Source organism: Paraburkholderia sp. WS6 (assembly GCF_030464835.1).
Lineage (GTDB): Bacteria > Pseudomonadota > Gammaproteobacteria > Burkholderiales > Burkholderiaceae > Paraburkholderia > Paraburkholderia madseniana.
In genome coordinates, this window is record NZ_JALQCK010000009.1 from 1 (window position 1) to 20,772 (window position 20,772).

The following is a 20,772-nucleotide window of genomic DNA, read 5'->3' on the forward strand; positions in this document are numbered from 1 at the left end:
AGTCCCATTGCCGTAACGCCGGTGGCCGGCAAAACAGATTGTTCAGGACCGACTAGCTAACGTTGCGGCCCGATCCCGCTTAACCGCGCAGATCGCGCAACGGGTGTTCGTTTGCCGGCCACGGGCTTTCGAACATCTTCGCCACGTCGGCGGCGCTCACGTCTTCGATACGCGCAAAACGCCAGCGTGGCGCGTTGTCCTTATCGATGATGCGCGCGCGAATCCCTTCGATTGTGTCGCCTTGCGCGAAGCACGTGCGCGTCAGATCGAGATCGCCGCGCAGCACGTCCGCCATCGAACCCTCCGCGCGCGTCACCACTTCCAGCGACACGGCCATCGACAACGGCGAACGTTCGCGCAACACGGCAATCGTCTGCTCAGCCCAATCGGCCGAATCGCCGCCGTGCTCCCGTTCCTGCTCCAGCGACGCGAGAATCTGCGTCATGTCAGGCAACGCGAAATGCCGGTCGATCAACGCTCGCGTGCTCGCTAGCGGTGAAGCGTCGGGTTCTGGTACGACCTGATGCTTAGCGGCCTCACGCTCGATGCTCGCCACCACGTCTGCACCACGTTCGAACGGCTCGCTGCGCAGCGTATCGACTAGCGCGGGCAATGCCGCGTCGTCGATATAGGCGTCGGCGAGACCTGCGTAGAGTGCGTCTGCTGCGCCGATCGTCTCGCCCGTGACCGCCAGATAGCGGCCGAGCGCGCCCGGCGTGCGCGCCAGAAACCAGCTCGCGCCGACATCGGGAAAGAGGCCAATGCGGGTCTCGGGCATCGCCATCTTCGTGGAGTTCGTCACCACCCGCAGGCCGCCGGTACGATGCGCGCCCTGCGAAATCCCCATGCCGCCGCCCATCACGACGCCATTCGTCAAGGCGATATACGGCTTCGGGTAAGTGAAAATCGCGTGATTGAGCCGGTATTCTTCAGTGAAAAACGTATCGCGCGCATCATGCTCGCCGCGCTGCGCCGACTCGTACAGAAAGCGGACATCGCCGCCCGCGCAGAACGCGCGCGGATGCTGGCTGCGCACCACCACGGCAAGCACGTCGGGATTTTCGCGCCACTGATCGAGCGCCGCGTGCATCGCGCGAATCATGCCGGTCGACAGCGCGTTGAGCGCCTTCGGCCTCTCCAGTTCGATGAAACCGATGCGGTTGGCTACGTAAGTCGCGACTTCGTCGCTGACGGCGGGCGAGGCGGAAATGGACATGGAGAGCGAAGCGCGATGGCGCGAAATGAATCGGAACTGAACGTTATCACGCACTCGCGGCTTTAGGCTTGGTGGCGGGTTTGACGCCCGTCTCAGCGGGCGATTCTGCGTGCGCTTTTGAGTGCGCTTCTGCGTGCAATTCCGCCGGCGCTTCAGCAGACTTTTTCTTGCCGGCACGCGTGGATTTTGCGGCGCCTTGCGGCTGCCCGGCGGGTTGCATACCCAGCCAGGTATCGAGCGCGACGCCCACCACCGTATCCAGCGGCGCGCTCGGAAACACGGGGCATGTGAGGTTGAGCGCGACGATGCCGTGCAGGGTCGCCCAGAACGCCTCCGCCCACACGGCCACGTCCATCGATGCGGACAAGCGTCCTGCTGCTTTCAACTCTTCGAGCGCCCGGAGCATGATGTGTAACGCGGCGTCGCCGGGGTCGTCGTCCGCTTTCGCAGGCGCGAGGTCGGCTTTTCCGGAGACGGTGGGAGCCGCTGCAGTTGTTCCTGTTGCGGATACTCCTGCTGCCGCGGTTTCCGCCGTTTCGTTCGCGGCATCAGCGCTTGCATCCGCGACCACAGCCACCGCCCCACCCGCACCCTTACCAGCCGCGGCAGCCGCGCCGCCCAGCGCCGCGCCTGTGTAGCTCGGGTCTTCCATGAAGATCAGCCGATAGGTTTCCGGATGCGCAACACCGAATGCCACATAAGCACGCCCGAGCGCCTTCAAGCGCTCAGCCGGATCGGCGATCTGCGCGAGCGGCACGAATGTGGCCAGCAATTGCGCATAACCTTCCGCACACAAGGCCTGTGCAATTTCATCGCGGCTCGCGAAGTGAAGGTACAACGTGGCGGGTGAATACTCGATGGCGTCGGCAATCTTGCGCATCGACAGCGCAGCAAAGCCTTCGCGCATCACGATGCGCCGCGCTGCATCGAGGATGCGCTCGCGCAGCGCCTGTTTCTGGCGGCTTTTTCGTTCGACGATTCCCATGCCGGGCATTTTCGGCTTGACAAACTGAAAAGTCAAATTAAACTGAACACTGTTTACTGAACGGTGTTCACTAAATTCTCATCGATCAGACAAGCTCACCCAGGCGCGATACGGCGCCGTCTTCAGGAGTCGTTCATGCAAGCTACAGGGAAAGTAGGTTTATTCGGCGCCGCGGGCGCCGCCGGTCAAATCATTGGGGCGGCGCTGAGCGCGGCGGGCCGGGATTACCGGGTAGTTGGCCGCTCGCGCGCGCCGCTCGAAGCGGCCTTCGGCCACGACCCGCATGCGGAAATCGTCACGTGGAATCCGGACGACCCGGCTTCGATCAGCGCCGCGGCGGCCGGTTTGCAGACGGTGATCTATCTGGTGGGCGTGCCCTACGATCAGTTCGCCTCGCATCCGCCACTCATGCAAAAAACCCTCGACGGCGTGACGGCGGCAGGCGTCGAACGTTTCATTCTGATCGGCACCGTGTATCCGTACGGCCGCGCGTGCGGCAATCCGATTAGCGAAAATCATCCGCGTGAGCCCCATACGTTCAAAGGCAAGATGCGGCTCGAGCAGGAAAAACTGGTGCTGGCGGCACACGGGCGCGCGAGCGGGTCTACCAGTTTGTCGACGCTGGTGCTGCGCCTGCCGGATTTCTACGGTCACTGCATCGAACGCAGTCTGATCAACGGCATATTCGAGGGCGCGGCGCACGGCAAGCGCGCGCAGGTGATCGGGCCGGTGGATGTGCAGCACGAATTCATCTACCTGCCGGATATCGGACCAGTGGTCGAGAAACTCACACGTACGCCCGAAGCGTACGGCCGCTGGTGGCATCTGGCCGGCACGGGCACGATCACGCAGGGCGAAGTGGCGAGACAGGCTTATGCACTAGCGGGCCGCGAGCCGAAGCTGATGGTGGCCGGCAAGACCATGCTGCGCGTGCTCGGCCTCTTCAATCCGCTGATGCGGGAACTGGTGGAGATGAACTACCTGATGACCGAGCCGGTTGTGCTTGACGACTCGGCACTGACACAACTGCTCGGTCCGATCGCCAAAACCTCGTACAAAGACGGTATCCGGCATGCGTTCGACGCCGCGCGCGCAGCGGCATCGGCGAATACGGACACGCAACGGGACGCCGCGAAAACGGCCTGATTGTCGACGGCTTTCGCAAGCGAGCGGCTTTAAAGCGCGTTTTTTGTGCGTGTGCGAATGAACCGGATCAGCCCGCCATGTTGCCGGGCGGAAAGTGGCCGCTCTTGAGCAACACAGGCGTGCCATTGCTGATCTGCAAATGTTCGCGCGCAACCGCCTCGATGTGTGGACGTCCGGCGTCGAACGCGCGCATCCAGCCTTCGAGATCCTCGGTGTACGCGCCGAAGTGATCCTCGAGCGCCTCGACCGAGATCGCGCACGGCACCGGTTCGCCGTCCACGAGCGCGCGAAAGACCACCGTCAGATTGGAGTCGCGGTAAGCGGGCGCGTCCGCGGGAAACCGAATTTCCATGGTCGCCTCATCAGAAGGATCCGGCAGGAAACGGACACCGGGGAGTACCGGCCGCCCCCGGATATGCCCGCTATGGTACTCGCGCGACTGGACCGCGGTCCAGCCTCCAGCGCCCGCCTGATCAACGTCGTACGCCCCATGCCGATAAGCTTCGCAGGCAAATCGACACGCCGGATTGCACTTGTGCCGACTGCTTCGGTCGAACCGGTTCATCGGCACGATCCGTGCTGACGCAGTGACGCCTTTTCGAGGTCAGCGAACACAGTATGGGAAAATATTTCCTGCAGAACCACGAGCTGCCTGAACCGGATGCGGCAAACACCTGGTTTGCTTACGCAGAAAGCCATGGCATCGACATTCCGAAAGCCATCAGCATCTGGGAAGACGCAGCGACCGAAAGCGGCTCGGAAAGCCGCCAGTTGGTCCGCGCGGCAGGCATCACGATCGAAACGCCTTAGCCTTGTGGGCACACGCCCCGTGTGTGTGGCGAGTCTCGATATCTATTTGAAAGGAAACATCACGATGCATTTCATGACGCAACTGCGCCGCTCCGGCCGCTTCCTACCCAGCAGCGCCGCGCTTGCTCTCGTCCGCAGGGCGTCCCTGTCTGCCGCGCTGCCCGCCGCCGTGCTGCTCGGCGCGGGTCTCGCGGGCTGCGCATCGTCGAACACCACCTCGCTGATCAATCTGCCGAACGGCCAGACGGGTTTTGCGGTGAACTGCAGCGGCGCCGACGCCGCGTCCAGTTGGGCCTCCTGCTACGTGCAGGCCGGCAAGGCGTGTGGCGCAACCGGCTACGATATCGTGTCGAAAGACAACGACGAAGGCGGCGCCGCGGGCGGCAGCGTCACGAACGTCGTCTCGGCCAACGTGAAGAACCGTTCGATGATCGTGCGCTGCAAGTGACGCTCAGTGGACGCTCAATGAGCGCTCAGTGCGCCTGCATCTTCGAGAACATGTTCAGCACGGCGACCCCGGCAATGATCAGCCCGAGCCCGATGATGGCCGGCACGTCCGGCACTTGCCGGTACATCACGACCGCGACCAGCGTAATCAGCACGATGCCGGCGCCTGACCACACTGCGTAGACGATGCCCACCGGAATAGTCTTCAGCGTGAGCGACAGGCAATAGAACGCGATGCCGTAGCCGATCACCACGACCGCTGCGGGCAGCAGCCGCGAAAAACCTTCCGAGGCCCGCATGGCGGAGGTCGCGATGACTTCGGCAACGATCGCAATGGCGAGCAACGCATAAGGCGGCATCCGCATCGCCTCAGGCCTTTGCAAGCGCGAGCTTGCTGTAGTCGTGGCCGAGGTGCGCGCACAGCGCTTCCACCACCAACTCATGATCGGCGCGTTGCGGCAAACCGGACACCGTGATCGAGCCGATCACACCGGCGCCCGCCACCGTCAGTGGAAACGCGCCGCCATGGGACGCATATTCCGTGACCGGCAAGCCGTGCTTGTCGGCGAGCGTGCTGCCTGCCTGTTGCATCTTCAAACCGATCGCATACGAACTGCGCCGGAAATGCGCGACCGTGTTGCCCTTGCGACGCGCCCAGTCGACGTTGTCCGGCGTCGCGCCCTCGAGCAAGCTGAAGAACAGCGGCTGACCGAATGTGCGCACGTCGATGGCCGCGGCAATGCCGCGTGCTTTCGCGACTTCGTGCAGATAGGCGCCGATCTGCCATGCGCGGTCGGCATCGAATTGCGGGAACACCAGCGCTTGTTCCTGAGCGGCAATCACCTGTAGATCGTGAGCGATATCCATGGAGTTCTGAACAAGGTAAGAAGTGAAGCGCAGGCCGTTGTGCATACATCCCGGCGCGCGAAGAGAACCTGGATTCTAGCGCAGCGTGCAACGCGGGCCTTCCGGCATACGACGCCGGCAATGCACGCCGCGACTTTGGAGGTCGCTGCGCTTTGGCGTTCCGCTTTGAAGTTCGCCCGCAGCGGCGCGTATTGAAGCCGGTTCTTAACAAGCTATTGCGCTGGTCGCCGCTTTGTTCTATAATCTTTTCTTCGACGGACGCGGGGTGGAGCAGTCTGGCAGCTCGTCGGGCTCATAACCCGAAGGTCGTAGGTTCAAATCCTACCCCCGCAACCAAGTAGCGCTTAAGTAGCTAAATCGGTTCGAAGACGTCGAAAAAACTTCAAAGGCTTGCCCAACCGGCAGGCCTTTTTTGTTTTCTGTCTCCCGTTTTCCGCCTCGCGGCTGCGTGCGCTGACGCCCGCTCGTGCCCGTTGATCCGGACTCCAAACATATCTGCATTTTTCCTCCACAGTATTCGTAATGCCGTCGCATCGACGGGCGCCTGATCAGCGAAATTCCCCACCCCGCACCGACTGGCCCACACCGCCATGGCCCGCTCCCGACAAAGCTCGCCCCAGTGATAAACTCCCATCACCCTTTCTCGTCCCCTTCCTATGAAATTCTGTTCTGTCTGCGGCCACGGCGTCAGCCTGAGCATTCCGCCGGGTGACAACCGCGAGCGCTTCGTGTGTGGAAGTTGCGGCACGGTGCATTATCAGAATCCGCGCAACGTGGTCGGCACCGTCCCGGTCTGGGACGACAAAGTGCTGCTGTGCCGTCGCGCGATCGAACCGCGCTACGGCTACTGGACGCTGCCGGCAGGCTTCATGGAAATGGGTGAAACCACCGCCGAAGCGGCTTCGCGCGAAACGCTGGAAGAAGCCGGCGCGCGCGTCGAGGTGCAGAGCCTGTTCTCGCTGTTGAACGTGCCGCACGTGCATCAGGTGCATCTGTTCTATATGGCGCGCCTGCTCGATCTCGACATCGCCGCCGGCGAGGAAAGTCTCGAAGTGAAACTCTTCGAGGAACACGACATTCCGTGGGACGAGATCGCCTTCCCCACCGTCGGCCAGACTTTGCGTTTCTTTTTCGCCGACCGTGCCGCCGGCAGCTTCGGGCTGCATACGGGCGACATCTTCCGCTCGCTGCGCGAAGGTTGAGCGGCGCGCATGGTTCCCTGGCTCGGACCTGACGATCCGTTTCCCTCCGTCGAGCGCGCGCTCGGCGCGGCAAGCGGCGCACCCGGCCTGCTCGCCGCCAGCGGCGACCTGCTGCCGTCGCGGCTGATCGACGCCTATCGGCGCGGCATCTTCCCCTGGTATTCGGACGGCCAGCCGGTACTGTGGTGGAGTCCTGATCCGCGCATGATCCTACGCCCCGCCGAATTCAAAGTGTCGCCGTCACTGCGTAAAACGCTCAAGCGCGTGCTGCGCGAGGACGCGTGGGAAATCCGTGTCGACCATGATTTTGCAGCTGTGATGCGCGCCTGTGCGCAGGCGCCGCGGCGCGGCCAGCGCGGCACGTGGATCACCGCGGATGTCGTCGAAGCGTATTCGTCGCTGCACCGGGTCGGCGATGCACACAGCATCGAAACCTGGTTCGAAGGCAAACGCGTAGGCGGTTTGTACGGGGTGTCGTTCGGCCGGATGTTCTTCGGCGAATCGATGTTCGCGGAGGTCACCGATGCGTCGAAAATGGCGCTGGCCGCGCTTGTCGGACACTTGCGCTGTCACGAAATAGAAATGATAGACTGCCAGCAGAACACGTCGCATCTGGCGTCGCTGGGCGGTCGCGAGATAGCACGCAAAGCGTTCATCGCGCATGTTCGCGCGTCTGTCGATGCACCGCCGATTCCCTGGCGTTTCGACAAGACCGTCTTGCACGATGTCGTAGCGCCGGCGGCGTAGGAAAAATCAGGCCGAATCCGGATCCGTCGCCAACCGAGCCGCGGGTCACGAGCCGCGGGTTTCAAACCGCAAGGCGCCGGGTTTGCAATACCAGAGACGCTTCGAGAGCTGCCAACGTGACTCATCCCAACGAGCTGCCTCTTTCTCCGCTTTCGGCGCTGCAATTTTATGCAACGGCGCCCTATCCCTGCAGTTATCTGGATGGACGCATCGCGCGTTCGCAAGTCGCCACGCCCAGTCACCTGATCAACTCCGACGTCTATACCGACCTCGTCAAAGCCGGCTTCCGGCGCTCGGGCGTGTTCACCTACCGCCCGTATTGCGATGGCTGCCGCGCCTGCGTGCCGGTGCGCGTGCCGGTCGATCATTTCGAGGCGAACCGCACGCAACGCCGGGTGTGGAAGAAGCACGGCGAGCTGATCGCAACGGTTGCCCCGCTGCATTACGACGAAGAACACTACGCGCTCTATATGCGCTATCAGTCGGCGCGGCATGCCGGCGGCGGCATGGACCGCGACAGCCGCGACCAGTACGAACAGTTCCTGCTGCAGAGCCGGATCAACTCGCGGCTGGTCGAATTCCGCGAGCCGCTGCCGGACCATCCGTCAGCACCGGGCATTCTGCGCATGATCAGCATGATCGACATCCTCGGCGACGGGCTCTCGTCGGTGTACACGTTCTTCGAACCGGGACTGCCGCACACCAGCTTCGGCACCTACAACATCTATTGGCAGATCGAGCAGGCGAAAAGCCTCAAGCTGCCCTACGTGTACCTCGGCTACTGGATTCGCGAGAGCCCGAAGATGGCGTACAAGGCGAATTTCCGGCCGCTCGAAGGTTTGATCGACGGTGTCTGGAAGGTGCTCGATCCAACCAGCATCGATCTGCCGCCGGTCGATCTGGCGATTCAGGGTCGGCGCGGGCCGCTGCGGCCTTAACCCCGGCCATAAGGTAACCCGAAGGTGGCCACAACGTGGCCATAACGGTCCCTACCAGTTAGTCTCATTAATACCCCAAAGCCGGTAAAATGGCGGGTTCCCATTTTCCGGCCGCCCGGCTTCGTCCCGTGTTCAGTTCCCTCTACCCGCTCGTACGCGCCCAACTCTTTCGCATGGACGCGGAAGACGCTCACCACCTGACTTTGCGCATGCTCGGCGCCGCGGGCCGCACCGGCCTTGCCGGCGCGCTCGCGCCACGTGTGCCGGATTCGCCACGCACCGTGATGGGGCTGACGTTCCGTAACCCGGTCGGGCTGGCCGCGGGCCTCGACAAGGACGGCGCGTGCATCGACGGTCTGGCGGCGCTCGGCTTCGGCTTCATTGAAGTGGGCACGGTCACGCCGCGCGCGCAGCCGGGCAACCCGCGTCCGCGCATGTTCCGCCTGCCCGAGGCGAATGCCGTGATCAACCGGATGGGCTTCAACAATGCGGGCGTCGACCAGTTCGTCCAGAACGTGCAGGCCGCGCGCTATCGCGGCATTCTCGGGCTGAACATCGGCAAGAACGCCGACACGCCGATCGAGCGCGCCGCCGAAGACTATCTGTACTGCCTCGAACGCGTGTACCCGTTCGCGAGCTACGTGACGGTCAACATCTCGTCGCCGAATACGAAGAACCTGCGCCAGTTGCAAGGCGCGGGCGAACTCGACGCGCTGCTCGCGGCGCTTAAGGACAAGCAGCAGCGTCTGGCCGACATGCACGGCAAGCTGGTGCCGCTCGCCCTGAAGATCGCGCCGGATCTCGACGACGAGCAGATCAAATCGATCGCCGATACGCTGTTGCGCCACAAGTTCGAAGGCGTGATCGCCACCAACACCACGCTGTCGCGCACCGCCGTCACCGGTATGCAATACGGCGATGAAGCCGGCGGCCTGTCGGGCAAGCCGGTGTTCGACGCGTCGAACGAAGTGATCCGCAAGCTGCGCGCCGAAGTCGGCGAGACGGTGCCGATCATTGGCGTGGGCGGGATTTTCTCGGGCGAGGATGCGCGCGCCAAGCTCGCGGCGGGCGCTTCGCTCGTGCAGCTCTATACCGGCTTCATCTACCGCGGACCCGCGCTGGTGGCCGAGTGCGCGCAGGCGCTGCGCTAAGCCGCCCCCGACCCGCCTCCGTAATATAGACATAAACAAACGATATTTAGGTTTCGATAGTCTGCTTTGTTATGCTTTCGTCTGTTAAAACGCCAGACGAACAAAAAGGAACTCGATGAAATTTGGCTTGTTGAAAAAGATGCTCGTCGCCGGCCTGATCGGCGCGTCGTTCACTGCGGTCACCGCCCACGCGGACGACCTGCTCGACCAGGTCAAACAACGCGGCACGCTGCGCATCGGCCTGGAAGGCACCTTCCCCCCGTTCAATTCGAAAGCGCCGTCGGGCGAACTGGTCGGCTATGACGTCGACATCGCCAAGGCCGTTGCGGCCAAGCTCGGCGTGAAGCCGGAATTCGTCACGACCGAGTGGAGCGGCATCATCGCCGGTCTGCAGGCGAACAAGTTTGACGTGATCGTCAACCAGGTCGGCATTACGGACGCCCGCAAGCAGGCACTCGACTTCTCGCCGGCGTACACGTACTCGGCCGCGCAACTGATCCAGCGCAAGGACGACACGCGCCAGTTCAAATCGCTCGACGAACTGAAGGGCAAGAAGCTCGGCGTCGGTCTGGGCACGAACTACATGGACATGGCGAAGTCGGTGCCGGGCATCGACGTGAAGACGTATCCGGGCGCGCCGGAATACCTGCGCGATCTGGCCTCCGGCCGTCTGGATGCGGCGCTGAACGACCGCCTGATGCTCGCGTATCTGATGAAGAACTCGCAACTGCCGCTGCGCACGGGCGCGACGGTCGGCGCGGGCAACCCGTCTGGCATTCCGTTCAGGAAGGGCAACCCGAAGTTCGCCAAGGCGATCGACGACGCGATGACCCAGCTCGAAGCGGACGGCACGTTCTCGAAGATTTCGGACAAGTGGTTCGGCATCGACGTCAGCAAGCCGATCAAGTAACGCACGCTGGATGAAACGGAGGGCGGCATCGTCGGCGATGCCGCCCTTCGCTTTTGTCCATGATGTGCCCCCATGTGCACTTTGCGCGTCAACCTTACCCACCGCTCATGTCCACCACTTCCCTGCTCGTCCAATCGCTTCCTGTGCTCGCACAGGGCGCCGTCCTGACGGTCAAGTTCGCGGTTCTGTCGATGATCTTCGGCCTGATTGCCGGCGCCGTGCTCGCGGTGATGGGCGTCAGCCACAACCGCGCATTGAACTGGATCGCACGCGTTTATGTGAGCGTGTTCCGCGGCACACCGCTGCTGGTGCAGATCTTCGTGATCTATTACGGCTTGCCGAGTCTCGGTATTTCGCTCGACCCCACGCCTGCGGGCGTGATCGCGTTGTCGGCGAACGTGGCGGCGTATCTGTCGGAGAGCATGCGCGGCGCGATTCTCGGCATTCCCAACGGCCAGTGGCTGGCCGCTTATAGCCTCGGGCTCTCGCGGCGTCAGACATTACGCTACGTGATCGCGCCGCAGGCCTTGCGCATCGCCGTGCCGAGTCTGTCGAACAGTTTGATCAGCCTGATCAAGGATACGTCGCTGGTGTCGGTGATTACCGTGACCGAGTTGCTGCGCAGCGCGCAGGAGATCATCGCGTCGACCTATCAGCCGCTGCCGCTGTACCTCGCGGCAGCCGCGGTCTACTGGGTGCTGTGCCAGGTGCTCGAGTGGGTGCAGCACTGGTGCGAAAAGCGCCTGGCGCTGCCGTCGCGCCACTGAGGAGCTCCACACCTCCCCGCCAACCTACCGGCTGGCAGCCAGCGCCGCTGCATCCAGCGGCGCGCCGAAGCGCTCGAAGCGCGGTTTGTAGAAGTGATCCGGGTCGAGCGAAAACGCGACGTGACGCGTGCGGCCCATCAGTTCCTTGCGCGGAAAGAAACCGAAGTAACGCGAGTCGGCGCTGTTGTCGCGATTGTCGCCGAGCATCAGATACTCGCCTTGCGGCACGAGCACCGGACCGAACGAATTGCGCGGACTCGGCGCCTCAGGTGCAAGCCGCACCGTGTGCGTAACGCCGTCGAAGCGTTCGGTCAGATAGTCGCCGGGGGATGTCGCATCGCCCGGCAACGGCTTGAGTTTCAGCGGCTGATAACGTGCGCGCACGCCGTTCACATACAGCACGTTGTCGCGCATCGCGACGCTGTCGCCGGGCAAGCCGATCAGACGCTTGACGATCAATTCATGCGCGGCCGAAGAATCGATCGTGACGATGTCGCCGCGCTGCGGATCGTGCAGATGCGCGATCGTGATATGGGTGAGCGGCACGCGCAGATCGTAGGCCATCTTGTCGACGAAAATCCGGTCGCCTTCGCGAATCGTCGGCAACATCGAGCCGCTCGGCACGACGTTCCAGTCGGCCACGGCGCTGCGAAACAGCACCATCAGGAACAGAAAGGCGACGAGGCTCTTGTTGTCGCGCCACAGTTTTCCAAGCATGCGCATCGCAGGCGGCTCCAGTGGAAGGTGATCGAAAGCTGTGGGTACGCGGCCCTTTTTGTTCGAGTCCGCGCGCCCGCGCAAATCGTACCACCGCCGCGGGAAGCAACGCGGCGACGGACTCTCACTCCCCCGCGAACTTGAGCCCCAACGCAGCACGCGCCGCATCGGCCATCTCGATCATCTGCAACGACTTACTGTGCGGCATCAGCGGGCTCTCAATCTGCCCCGCTCGAATCAGCTCACAGAAATGCGCGGTCTCGTAGTTCAGACCGCCGCCTTCGAACGGCTCGTCGAGCTCGACCACACGACCGTCGGCGTACCGGATCGTCGCGCGCGCCGGATTCCACCATGGTTCATGAATCGTGACATGGCCGCTCGTGGCCATCAGCAACGCGTCGCCCTTGCCGTGCAGGTCGAGTCCGCAGAACAACTGAGCGATGCCGCGCTCATGCTGGCTGTTCAGGCTCGCGAACGTATCGACGCCGGTCGAGCCGAGCCGTCCGAGCGTCTGTACCTCACGCGGCGCACCGAGCCAGTCGACCGCGAGAAACATCTCGTAGACGCCGATATCGAGCAGCGCGCCGCCCGCGTGTTCGAACGACAGCGACGGATGATCGTCCGGCACGCCCGGCACCGAGCAGCCGGCGCGCACGAGACCTACCTCGCCGATCGGCTCGGCATCCAGATGCGCGCGCAACTTTCTGTACAGCGGATAGAACGGCGGCTTCATGGCTTCCATGAAAAGCCGTTGCTCGGCGCGCGCGACCTCGAGTACACGCTCGAGTTGCGGCTTGTTGATGGTGGCGGGTTTTTCGCACAGCACGTGCAGACCGGCTTTAAGCGCGGCGATCGCGTAATCGGCGTGGCTGTCCTGGACGGTGGCGATATAAAGCGCGTCGATACCGCTCGCGAGCAGCGCGTCGAAACTCGCGCACACCTCGCCACCGAATTCCGCGGCGAAGGCTATGGCCGGTTCGGCGCGGCGTGACCACAGCGCGCTCAGCGACGCCTGCGGCACATGAGTGAGTCCAAGAGCGAAGCGACGGGCAATGCGGCCCGTCCCGACGATCCCCCAGCGAATCATGCCGCCCGCGGGGGCTTCCTGCGTTGCAATTGTCATCGTTCCTTCGAGTCCGTGCAGTTCAGAACAGGCGCTATTGTGACGCAAGCCACGCGCGCATGCGCAGGCATGCTGTCGCGCCGTTCGTTATGCAAGGTCCCTTGCAGGAAGGCACCCCCAGTTGCTACTGGTAGCGGCCGCGCTCAGCGCACCGGGGGCTCCGGCGTAAAGTTGCTGCCGAGCTCTTCCGTGGTGTAGTCGATCATCGCCAGCGAGGCGAGTTCCGCTTCCTTCGGATCGCGCCGTTCGATCGCTTCGACCACGCGCTGATGCGTGCTCACCGCCTTCTCCCACATCCCGTCCTTCTGATTGACGATCGGGTTGACGGTCGACAGCGCGCCGCGAATGATGGCCGCCATCTGCTTGAAGAACTGATTGCCGCTCGCCACCACGATGCGGGCATGGAACAGTTCGTCGGCGGCCTGATAGCCGGCCTCGCCCGGCCGGATCACGCGGAACGCGTCGAAGGCCTCGCGAATCGCCGCGATGTCGGCCGCACTGCCCCGTGCGGCCGCCTGCGCCGAGGCGCGCGGTTCGATCAGGATGCGAAACTCGATCACGTCGCGCAGAAACAGCGGATCGGGTTTCGCGCGAAAGCGCCAGTTCACGACGTCCTCGTCGATCATGCGCCAATCGCTCATCGGCCGGATGCGCGTGCCGATCTTGGGCCGCACGTCCAGCATGTCGCGCGCGAGCAGCATCGACAGCGCCTCGCGCATGACGGTGCGGCTGACGTCGAATTCCTTCGACAGCACGTCCTGCGGTGGCAGGATGGCGCCGTACTTCTCTTCGACAATGCCGGTCACGAGTCCATCCATGACTTTGCTGACCAGCGATCGATCCTTGTTTGCCTGTTCCATTTTGACACTCTCCCCGAAGCGGTGTTTGCCCCCGCGTAGCCTGTTGATCAAGCAGCCCTCATGTGTCGTTTTATCCAGGTGTCGTTGTTCTTTTACGATACGTTGCTAGCTTCGAAACGGTTGCGCCAGTTGGGAAACGTCCTGAGAGGGTTATCCCTCTGAAGAATTGTTTCGTTCATGTAACGCCGCATGTTTTGACGGGCCATAAGCTTGCGTCTCAAGCGTGCCTGCGTTGCGAAATTTGCATAGTGCGAAGACGCACGTAGCGAATCGATTTGTCTGATCCACACGCCCTGGGCGGTTCCAGACAGGTGCGAAAGCACTGCGCAACGATGCGGCGCTTCAGGTGCCGGGCATCGTCGGCAATGGAATACGAAAAAATCGCGGGCAAATTGAAAGGAAAACCGGCGTGCTCACCGCTTCAGCAGCGGGCTGATCGTGACCGGCGTTCCGACCGGCATGGTTACCGGCGCCTCGAACGGCTTGGCCACCGACCCATAGCGCCCGCCAAAAAAGATCAGCGGCGCGTGTTCGTCGAGCGAGAACACCAGCACTTCACCGACAAAAAGCGTGTGGTCGCCGCACGGATGCCGGTCCACCATGCGCGCCGCGAAACGGGCGGCGGCGTGTTCGAGCAGCACCACGTCCGGCAAGCCGTCTACCGGCGCGAAGCGCGGCGCAAGCCGGCCCTGCGGCTCACCGGCGAAGTGGCGGCTATGGGGTTCCTGGGCGTCGGACAACACGCTCACACCAAACCTCGCACTGTTCATCAGACGCTCGTGCATGCGCGCGCGGTGCCCGACCGACACGACGATCAGCGGCGGTTTGAGCGAACCCGACATGAAGGCATTGGCGGTCATCGCATGCATCCCGTCGCCGCTGCCGGTCGAAATCACCACGACGCCAGTGGCGAAACGCCCCAGCGCATGGCGGAAACGGCGCTCGTCGAAGCTCGCCACGTTCAGGTCTGCTGCGTTTGAGGCCGCCGCACTCACAGCGGCCGTGCCCGGGCAGGCCGTACCTGAACCGGCCGCGCCGCCTGCGCTGCAGGCCACAGGGTCCTGCAACGTCGCGGCACGCACCGCCTGCTGTGCGTCAGCGTGAAGTACCCGCGCCTGCATGGCCGCTCTCCTGATCGCGGCCGTATTGATCGTCGAAGCGCACGATGTCGTCTTCGCCGAGATAGCCGCCTGATTGCACCTCGATCATTTCAAGCGACGTCTTGCCCGGATTTTCGAGCCGGTGCGTGACGCCGAGCGGAATATACGTCGACTGATTCTCCGAGAGCAGGAAACACTCCTCGCCGCGCGTGACGCGCGCGGTGCCGCGCACCACGATCCAATGTTCCGCGCGATGGTGATGCATCTGCAACGACAGACGCCCGCCCGGCTTGACGACGATGCGCTTCACCTGGAAGCGCTCCCCGCGCTCGAGCGAGTCGTAAAAGCCCCACGGCCGGCCGACCTTGCGATGCTCCTGCGCCTCCGCGCCCTGCTCCGCCTTCAGGCGGCTGACGATCGCCTTGACGTCCTGTACGCGATCTTTCGCGGCGACCAGCACCGCGTCGGCGGTCTCGACCACCACCACGCCGCTCACGCCGACACACGCGACGAGGCGCCCCTCGGAATGCGCGAAGCTGTCGGTCGAGTCCTCGAACATCACGCGGCCACGCGCGACGTTGCCGCTCGCGTCCTTATCGGACGCTTCCCATACCGAATCCCAGGCACCCACGTCCGACCAACCCGCGACCAGTGGCACCGCGACGCCGGCGAGGCGAGCGTCGATGGCGACGCGCTCCATCACCGCGTAGTCGATCGAGTCGGAAGGACACGCAGCGAACGCTTCACGCGCCAGATGCAGCGTGCCGTCGCCATCCACGGCGGCATGCTCGAAAGCCGCCGCGCAAGCCGCCGCGATCGCGGGCCGGCACAACTCGATGGCCGCGAGCCACACCGACGCGCGCACCACGAACATGCCGCTGTTCCACCAGTACTCGCCGGAGGCGACATAGCGTCCGGCGAGTTCCGCATCGGGCTTCTCGACGAAGCGTTCGATCGCACGCGCCCCGCGCGCGCCGAGCGCCATACCTGTGCGGATATAGCCGTAACCGGTTTCCGCGCGCTGCGGCGGCACGCCGAGCGTCACGATCGCCCCGCGCGCGGCGTGAGAGAGCGCTTCTGCAAGCGCGGCGCCGAAAGCCGCATGATCGGCAATCAGATGGTCCGCCGGCAACGCGACGAGGATCGGATCGTCGCCGGGCGCGGCTGCCGCGCGCGCGGCCAACGCCGCAACGGTCAGCGCCGGCGCGGTATTGCGCGGCACCGGTTCGAGCACCATCCGCACCGGCCGGGCGCACTGCTCGAGCCGTTCGAGCGTTTGCAGGCGCAGGTCCTCGCAGCACACCACGAGCGGCGTGCCCATGCTCAGCGTGGCCGCTGTTGGCCTCTCAGTCGGCCTCTCAGCCGCCGTCGCGCTGTGCCCCGCAGTGGCGAACGCAAGGTCGATCCGGCGCAAGGTTGCTTCGAGCAGCGATTCACCGCCCATCAGGCCGATCAGTTGTTTCGGATTGCGTTCGCGCGACAACGGCCATAGCCGCGTGCCGGATCCACCCGCGAGAATCACCGGCTGGACGCACAAACGCGTGGCCTTTCCGGTGACACCCGCAGCCGACACGATCGGATTGCCTGGTTCAACGATGCGATTCATGTGCGATTCCCGTTATGTTCAATCTGGTCTGTTAGTGCTTTTATTGTGTGCAATGCGCGTGGCGCACCGCCTTCGCCCGATCAACGGCGGTCAATCGAAACAGCGCGCGGCAAGCGGTTTGCGCGCAATGAAGTGAAACCACCACGTGTCGCTGATTTCCACGTCGTCAGCAATACGGTTGCCTTCGCAACTGCCGAATACCGCGCTGCTCTCAAAGCCGATCTGCGCGAGTTGCCGGCGCTGCTCACGCAGCGTCGTATAGACGATCACAATACCGAAGTTGTGCGCCGCCGCCGTCTTCACTGCGTAGTCGCCGTAGTCGTGATTCAGCTTTACGTTGCGCATATAGTTCAGCGTGCCGAGCTGAAAGTGCCGCATCGAACGCAGCGTGCGCCAGCCGAGCTTGAGCGGATTAAAGGTGAAGTGCGGCAGCAATTGCCAGATGTTCTCGTGGTAACCCGGGCCGCCGCGGTTGTGCGAAGAAAACAGCACATAACCGCCGGGCCGCACCACGCGGTACATCTCTTCGAGAATCGTCACGCGATCGTCGTAGTCCACACAGTCGATGCCGTTCCAACTGAACTCCGCGAGCCCGTAATGCCCGGACGGCAGCGCCGACATATCGCGCGCGTCCATATGCCGCAAGTCGAGCCCGGGATAGCGCGATTGCGCGATCTCCAGCAGCTTCAGCGTGTAGTCGACGCCGATGTAATCGTTCGAGATCGATGTCATCAGCGGAATCGTGCGGCCCGTGCCGATGCCGATATCGAGCAAGGGCTCGCCGACGCAGCGCGGCGCGAGCCACTCGAACGCGGCCTGTTCGCCAGGGTCCGAGAAGGTCTTCTCGATCGTGAATACGCGAGTGGCGTCCGGCGAATTCCATGCGACACGGTTGATGCGGTCCAGCTCGGATTGGCTGCTCATGGCTTACTCCATCTCAGTGGGGGTGCGTCGGATCGACAACCAGCGTGCTTGCGCACTGGTGCGCAAGCGGTTCGCTGCGTCGACATGACGTCGCGTGTTCATTGCGCTTCCCCTGATAGACGAAGCGCACGCGCACGTTTTAGAAGCCACTGTGTGGCGCGCGCATGCCGCCAGCCAAGCCGCGCGTGGAGCGGTTCGACTGCAATGGATGGTTCGGGCTGATGGCCCTCGCCAAAGGTGTGTGCAAAGAAATTCTCGAAGTACGACATCACGTTTTCCTGCGCACGGGCCGAGAGAATCGCGTGGTCGGTGCGCTCGCAAAACGTCACCCCAATCCGGCCGAAGCGCCGCAGCCGTGCGCCGCGCGCACCGAAGTAACGTTCAAGCTCCTCGACGCCCTCGTCCAGCACACCGTAGAAAAGACGCGTATGGACGCCTCGCGCGTGCAACGCAGTGAAGAGGCGTTGCTCGTCCTTCGATCCCAGCTGCATTGCGCAGATGCGTTCGATCCGGTCGGCGAGCGTCGCGCCAAACCTGGCCGCGAAGCGCGCCGCCAACTCGCGCGCGACCGGCAGGCCGCCCGTCTGCCCGCGCACGACGCGAAGCCATTTGCGCGGCTGGCACATCGAGCGCAAGTAGTTGCGCGTCGAGCCGAAAGCGGCGACGGGAACGGTCGGCTTGCCGTGTTCATCGCAGATGTTCTGCCAAGTGAACTTCTGCAAATTGACCAGCACGGCGCCGATCACCGCCGGTTCACGCGATGCGGCATGCAGACCGACGAAGGCGCCCGCGCAGATGCCGAGCAGCACTGCGCCGCGATGTCCCTGCGCCGTCAGCCAGCGCGCCGCGCACGCGGCATCGTCGGCACCCGTTTGCGCATACAGCGCATCGAGACTTACCGCGTCGAGCGATGGCTGGCTGTCGCCCAGACCGCCGAGGTCGACACGCAGCGATGCGATACCCTGGCGCGCGAGGCGTCGGGCACAGCGCACGCTGAGTCGCGCATTGCCGATACGCGACACGGCACCGGTATTCACCATCAGCACTGCGGGTGCTTCAGCGTCAGAACGCGATACAGGTACGCAATAGATGCCGGACATCCTGCCGCCCTCGAGCCACACCGGCGTTTCGACGACGCCCGGTTCGACTATGTGTCCTGTGGTGTGGTCATCGAGGCGCTCCGCCATATGGCCCGACACCTGGCCAGCAAGGCAATCCGCCATACCGTCCGCGCCGCTCCCGGCAGTCAGGCGCTCACGCGCAACCGGGTCACCGGCAGCGCCAGCCAGCCAGTCTTCGATCGATTGAAACGCCGCCTGCGGAATCTCGCTATCGAGCGACTCCATCATGAACTTGCCGTATTCGTCGAACGTCTGCCGCTCTACCTGCATGCCCTGTTCACGATAATGCGCAACCAGCGCGTCGACCCGCGCGGGGTCCAGCGAATCGAGCACCAGCACACGCTCGGCGGGCCGCACGGCATCGCGCCGCAAATCGACTGCGCGCAAGCTCTCCAGGGTGTCGCTATAGAGACGAAAACCGTATGCTTCGACGAATGCGTCGGTATCGGGCTCGGCTTCGCAATCCATCGCGGCCGGCATCAACAGCCACTTGCGGTAGTGCGCCCGCAACTCGCGCTGATAATTCTTGCCCGACAACACCGGCGCCAGCATCACCAGCCCATCCACGCCGCCGAGTTCCTGAGCGGCGAGCGCCGCGAGCGTGCCGCCAAGCCGCAGCCCGCACAGGGTCACGCGCTCGACACCGGTGGTCTCACGCAGCAGCGCCACCGCTTGCTTGATGCTGTCGATCCACGCGCGCCAGCGGCCGGGCTCGCTCGCCTCGCCCGCCGCATCGCCCGTGCCTGGATAGTCGAAGCGCAGCACCGGCATGCCGTGCGCGGCAAGCCGCTCGGCCAGCCGCCGCATGCCGCGATAGGTGCACAGTGCGTCGTACCCGAACGGGGAACACAGCACCACGCCACCTGGCCCCTCCGCCGGATGCAACCATCCGAACCGGCCATCGAACAATACTGGCCTCACGCTAGGCTCCTCACCGCATATCTCCGCTTTCGATCACTACAACAAACGCCGTCTGGTTCATCTGTACCTCCTCCCACATTAGGTCGGACACCGATGCTTATGCGGCTTGCTGATTGACACGCCGAGATGGCCGACTCGCTTCAACTTGACGATCCCTTCAGTTGCCGTGCGGCGCTCGCAAGGCAAAGGTCGAGCGGGTGGCAAGCAGCACGTGATAGAAAAACCGCGCGCGCAGCCGGTCGCGCATCGGGTAATGCCGCGACAGCAGCACACGCCATGCGGCGGCTGATTCGCCGGCGCGCGCATAGGCGGATGCGGCGCGCGGCGCCACGCGCCGCAGCGCGTCCTCGCGCGCGGCCTGCGCGGCGGCGGGCACGCTGCTCGCGCGCAATTGCGCGAACGCGTGCATCGCCGGCAACGCGTGAGTCGATATCGATAGCGCCGTTTCGCGCGACACCGACACGAACTCATTCACGAAACAGATCGCGACCGCATCGACGCTGAGCCGCAAGCCAAAATCGAAGTCACACGCTTCGCCGACCTCGGCCGCCGCGCGGTACGCGATCCGGCGCGCGGCCAGCGTATCCACCAGATAGCCGTTATTCGGAAACATCTGGTCGATCCCTGCCAGTGCCGGCACCGGCAGGCGGCCGGCGCGTTCAGGCACACGCAGATAATCGCGGTTCAGACGTTCAGTGGCTTGCGGCCGCGGCGTGCCGTCGTCGGCGATAACGTGCTGTTTGCCGAACGCCGCGGTCAACTCGGGATACGCGTGCCAGCACGCGTCGAGACAGGTCAGTGCGTCCGGCTCAAGCAGATCGTCGTCGTGCAGCAGCACGAGCCGCGCGCCTTGCGCGCGCGCGAACAGCCGGTTCACATTGGCCGCCTGTCCGAGGCGGGGCACATTGCGTTCATAACGAATCGGGATCGGCCGCGTGCTGCGCAAGCGGCACCGCTCCACCACCTGCTGCGCGCGGTCGTCGTTCGAGTCGTCACCGATGACGATTTCAAACTCGCCATACGTCTGCGCGTGGCAGCTCTCGATGGCCTGTTCGAGCAAGGCGGGCCGATTGCAGCTCGGAATGCAGATGGAGATCAGACGCACGGTCAATTCGCTGCCGCTACCCTGCCCGGCCTCGTTCGTGGTCTCAATCATGGGGGCTCCGAAAATCGTAACGGATTTCATTTAACCCTGCCGGACCCCAATTATCTGT

General features: G+C 63.8%; 21 protein-coding genes, 1 tRNA gene and 1 pseudogene. 10 read left to right on the top strand and 13 right to left on the bottom strand.

The genetic code is table 11. The features are described 5' to 3' along the window. Positions 1-79: 79 nt before the first annotated feature. Together M0D64_RS13010 and M0D64_RS13015 are read right to left on the bottom strand one after the other, a co-directional pair. Complete coding sequence (locus M0D64_RS13010; RefSeq protein ID WP_266257985.1) at positions 80-1,216, bottom strand: enoyl-CoA hydratase/isomerase family protein; 1,137 nt, start codon at positions 1,214-1,216, stop codon at positions 80-82. A gap of 46 nt (positions 1,217-1,262) precedes the next feature. Beyond that, a complete protein-coding gene (locus M0D64_RS13015) occupies positions 1,263-2,201 on the bottom strand; it encodes a TetR/AcrR family transcriptional regulator (protein ID WP_266257986.1) in 939 nt (312 codons plus the stop codon). Between the two features lie 135 nt (positions 2,202-2,336). On the opposite strand from M0D64_RS13015, the gene M0D64_RS13020 reads away from it, so the two are divergent. Beyond that, positions 2,337-3,347 carry an NAD-dependent epimerase/dehydratase family protein gene (locus tag M0D64_RS13020; RefSeq protein WP_266257987.1) on the top strand — a complete coding sequence of 337 codons (1,011 nt, stop codon included), beginning with the start codon at positions 2,337-2,339 and terminating at the stop codon, positions 3,345-3,347. Between the two features lie 67 nt (positions 3,348-3,414). Here the strand turns inward: M0D64_RS13020 and M0D64_RS13025 are convergent, their stop codons facing one another. Continuing rightward, positions 3,415-3,699 carry a DUF1488 domain-containing protein gene (locus tag M0D64_RS13025; RefSeq protein ID WP_154561337.1) on the bottom strand — a complete coding sequence of 95 codons (285 nt, stop codon included), beginning with the start codon at positions 3,697-3,699 and terminating at the stop codon, positions 3,415-3,417. A gap of 266 nt (positions 3,700-3,965) precedes the next feature. Between M0D64_RS13025 and M0D64_RS13030 the strand changes: the two genes are divergently transcribed. Next, complete coding sequence (locus tag M0D64_RS13030; protein WP_154561339.1) at positions 3,966-4,157, top strand: hypothetical protein; 192 nt, start codon at positions 3,966-3,968, stop codon at positions 4,155-4,157. A gap of 64 nt (positions 4,158-4,221) precedes the next feature. Further along, a complete protein-coding gene (locus tag M0D64_RS13035) occupies positions 4,222-4,605 on the top strand; it encodes a hypothetical protein (RefSeq protein WP_154561456.1) in 384 nt (127 codons plus the stop codon). 25 nt (positions 4,606-4,630) lie between these two features. Here M0D64_RS13035 and M0D64_RS13040 read toward each other — a convergent pair whose 3' ends face one another. Further along, positions 4,631-4,969, bottom strand: coding sequence for a multidrug efflux SMR transporter (locus tag M0D64_RS13040; RefSeq protein ID WP_154561341.1), 339 nt, complete (start codon positions 4,967-4,969; stop codon positions 4,631-4,633). Between the two features lie 4 nt (positions 4,970-4,973). Next, complete coding sequence (locus M0D64_RS13045; protein ID WP_154561343.1) at positions 4,974-5,471, bottom strand: heme-degrading domain-containing protein; 498 nt, start codon at positions 5,469-5,471, stop codon at positions 4,974-4,976. Positions 5,472-5,730: 259 nt separating this feature from the next. On the opposite strand from M0D64_RS13045, the gene M0D64_RS13050 reads away from it, so the two are divergent. The 7 genes from M0D64_RS13050 (at position 5,731) to M0D64_RS13080 (ending at position 11,186) form a co-directional block, all read left to right on the top strand. Next, a tRNA-Met gene (locus tag M0D64_RS13050) sits at positions 5,731-5,807 on the top strand. Between the two features lie 320 nt (positions 5,808-6,127). Continuing rightward, complete coding sequence (locus M0D64_RS13055; RefSeq protein ID WP_097392281.1) at positions 6,128-6,673, top strand: NUDIX hydrolase; 546 nt, start codon at positions 6,128-6,130, stop codon at positions 6,671-6,673. A 9-nt stretch (positions 6,674-6,682) separates the two neighbouring features. Next, positions 6,683-7,420 (top strand): leucyl/phenylalanyl-tRNA--protein transferase, encoded by a 738-nt coding sequence (aat, locus tag M0D64_RS13060; RefSeq protein ID WP_266257988.1) that lies wholly within the window; start codon positions 6,683-6,685, stop codon positions 7,418-7,420. Positions 7,421-7,536: 116 nt separating this feature from the next. Beyond that, positions 7,537-8,358: an arginyltransferase gene (locus M0D64_RS13065; protein ID WP_168435741.1), complete on the top strand. Its 822-nt coding sequence runs from the start codon at positions 7,537-7,539 to the stop codon at positions 8,356-8,358. 89 nt (positions 8,359-8,447) lie between these two features. Continuing rightward, positions 8,448-9,509, top strand: coding sequence for a quinone-dependent dihydroorotate dehydrogenase (locus M0D64_RS13070; protein ID WP_154561347.1), 1,062 nt, complete (start codon positions 8,448-8,450; stop codon positions 9,507-9,509). 115 nt (positions 9,510-9,624) lie between these two features. Next, on the top strand, positions 9,625-10,419 hold the full coding sequence (locus M0D64_RS13075; RefSeq protein WP_266257989.1) for a cystine ABC transporter substrate-binding protein: 795 nt from the start codon (positions 9,625-9,627) through the stop codon (positions 10,417-10,419). Between the two features lie 107 nt (positions 10,420-10,526). Then, positions 10,527-11,186 carry an amino acid ABC transporter permease gene (locus M0D64_RS13080; protein WP_266257990.1) on the top strand — a complete coding sequence of 220 codons (660 nt, stop codon included), beginning with the start codon at positions 10,527-10,529 and terminating at the stop codon, positions 11,184-11,186. A gap of 24 nt (positions 11,187-11,210) precedes the next feature. On the opposite strand, the gene lepB is transcribed toward M0D64_RS13080, so the two are convergent. From lepB to M0D64_RS13120, 8 genes and pseudogenes are all read right to left on the bottom strand, one after another. Continuing rightward, positions 11,211-11,909: a signal peptidase I gene (gene lepB, locus M0D64_RS13085; protein ID WP_154561351.1), complete on the bottom strand. Its 699-nt coding sequence runs from the start codon at positions 11,907-11,909 to the stop codon at positions 11,211-11,213. Between the two features lie 118 nt (positions 11,910-12,027). Next, complete coding sequence (locus tag M0D64_RS13090; RefSeq protein ID WP_266257992.1) at positions 12,028-13,026, bottom strand: Gfo/Idh/MocA family protein; 999 nt, start codon at positions 13,024-13,026, stop codon at positions 12,028-12,030. Between the two features lie 143 nt (positions 13,027-13,169). Next, positions 13,170-13,886 (bottom strand): FadR/GntR family transcriptional regulator, encoded by a 717-nt coding sequence (locus M0D64_RS13095; RefSeq protein WP_154561355.1) that lies wholly within the window; start codon positions 13,884-13,886, stop codon positions 13,170-13,172. 416 nt (positions 13,887-14,302) lie between these two features. Next, a pseudogene (locus tag M0D64_RS13100) lies at positions 14,303-14,785 on the bottom strand (flavin reductase family protein); the annotation flags it as partial. A 196-nt stretch (positions 14,786-14,981) separates the two neighbouring features. Next, positions 14,982-16,592, bottom strand: a complete 1,611-nt coding sequence (locus tag M0D64_RS13105; protein ID WP_266257993.1) for a mannose-1-phosphate guanylyltransferase/mannose-6-phosphate isomerase — start codon at positions 16,590-16,592, stop codon at positions 14,982-14,984. 90 nt (positions 16,593-16,682) lie between these two features. Next, entirely contained in the window at positions 16,683-17,516 is an 834-nt protein-coding gene (locus tag M0D64_RS13110; protein WP_154561359.1) for a class I SAM-dependent methyltransferase, read from the bottom strand. Between the two features lie 98 nt (positions 17,517-17,614). Then, positions 17,615-19,558, bottom strand: coding sequence for an alpha/beta fold hydrolase (locus M0D64_RS13115; RefSeq protein ID WP_266257994.1), 1,944 nt, complete (start codon positions 19,556-19,558; stop codon positions 17,615-17,617). Between the two features lie 157 nt (positions 19,559-19,715). Continuing rightward, positions 19,716-20,714 (bottom strand): glycosyltransferase family 2 protein, encoded by a 999-nt coding sequence (locus M0D64_RS13120; RefSeq protein ID WP_154561361.1) that lies wholly within the window; start codon positions 20,712-20,714, stop codon positions 19,716-19,718. Positions 20,715-20,772 lie beyond the last annotated feature (58 nt).

Bases quoted from the DNA above. Each gene is read 5' to 3' on its own strand.
- M0D64_RS13010 (WP_266257985.1), bottom strand. From the start codon at position 1,216: ATGTCCATTTCCGCCTCGCCCGCCGTCAGCGACGAAGTCGCGACTTAC.
- M0D64_RS13015 (WP_266257986.1), bottom strand. From the start codon at position 2,201: ATGGGAATCGTCGAACGAAAAAGCCGCCAGAAACAGGCGCTGCGCGAG.
- M0D64_RS13020 (WP_266257987.1), top strand. From the start codon at position 2,337: ATGCAAGCTACAGGGAAAGTAGGTTTATTCGGCGCCGCGGGCGCCGCC.
- M0D64_RS13025 (WP_154561337.1), bottom strand. From the start codon at position 3,699: ATGGAAATTCGGTTTCCCGCGGACGCGCCCGCTTACCGCGACTCCAAT.
- M0D64_RS13030 (WP_154561339.1), top strand. From the start codon at position 3,966: ATGGGAAAATATTTCCTGCAGAACCACGAGCTGCCTGAACCGGATGCG.
- M0D64_RS13035 (WP_154561456.1), top strand. From the start codon at position 4,222: ATGCATTTCATGACGCAACTGCGCCGCTCCGGCCGCTTCCTACCCAGC.
- M0D64_RS13040 (WP_154561341.1), bottom strand. From the start codon at position 4,969: ATGCGGATGCCGCCTTATGCGTTGCTCGCCATTGCGATCGTTGCCGAA.
- M0D64_RS13045 (WP_154561343.1), bottom strand. From the start codon at position 5,471: ATGGATATCGCTCACGATCTACAGGTGATTGCCGCTCAGGAACAAGCG.
- M0D64_RS13055 (WP_097392281.1), top strand. From the start codon at position 6,128: ATGAAATTCTGTTCTGTCTGCGGCCACGGCGTCAGCCTGAGCATTCCG.
- aat (WP_266257988.1), top strand. From the start codon at position 6,683: ATGGTTCCCTGGCTCGGACCTGACGATCCGTTTCCCTCCGTCGAGCGC.
- M0D64_RS13070 (WP_154561347.1), top strand. From the start codon at position 8,448: ATGGCGGGTTCCCATTTTCCGGCCGCCCGGCTTCGTCCCGTGTTCAGT.
- M0D64_RS13075 (WP_266257989.1), top strand. From the start codon at position 9,625: ATGAAATTTGGCTTGTTGAAAAAGATGCTCGTCGCCGGCCTGATCGGC.
- M0D64_RS13080 (WP_266257990.1), top strand. From the start codon at position 10,527: ATGTCCACCACTTCCCTGCTCGTCCAATCGCTTCCTGTGCTCGCACAG.
- lepB (WP_154561351.1), bottom strand. From the start codon at position 11,909: ATGCGCATGCTTGGAAAACTGTGGCGCGACAACAAGAGCCTCGTCGCC.
- M0D64_RS13090 (WP_266257992.1), bottom strand. From the start codon at position 13,026: ATGACAATTGCAACGCAGGAAGCCCCCGCGGGCGGCATGATTCGCTGG.
- M0D64_RS13095 (WP_154561355.1), bottom strand. From the start codon at position 13,886: ATGGAACAGGCAAACAAGGATCGATCGCTGGTCAGCAAAGTCATGGAT.
- M0D64_RS13105 (WP_266257993.1), bottom strand. From the start codon at position 16,592: ATGAATCGCATCGTTGAACCAGGCAATCCGATCGTGTCGGCTGCGGGT.
- M0D64_RS13110 (WP_154561359.1), bottom strand. From the start codon at position 17,516: ATGAGCAGCCAATCCGAGCTGGACCGCATCAACCGTGTCGCATGGAAT.
- M0D64_RS13120 (WP_154561361.1), bottom strand. From the start codon at position 20,714: ATGATTGAGACCACGAACGAGGCCGGGCAGGGTAGCGGCAGCGAATTG.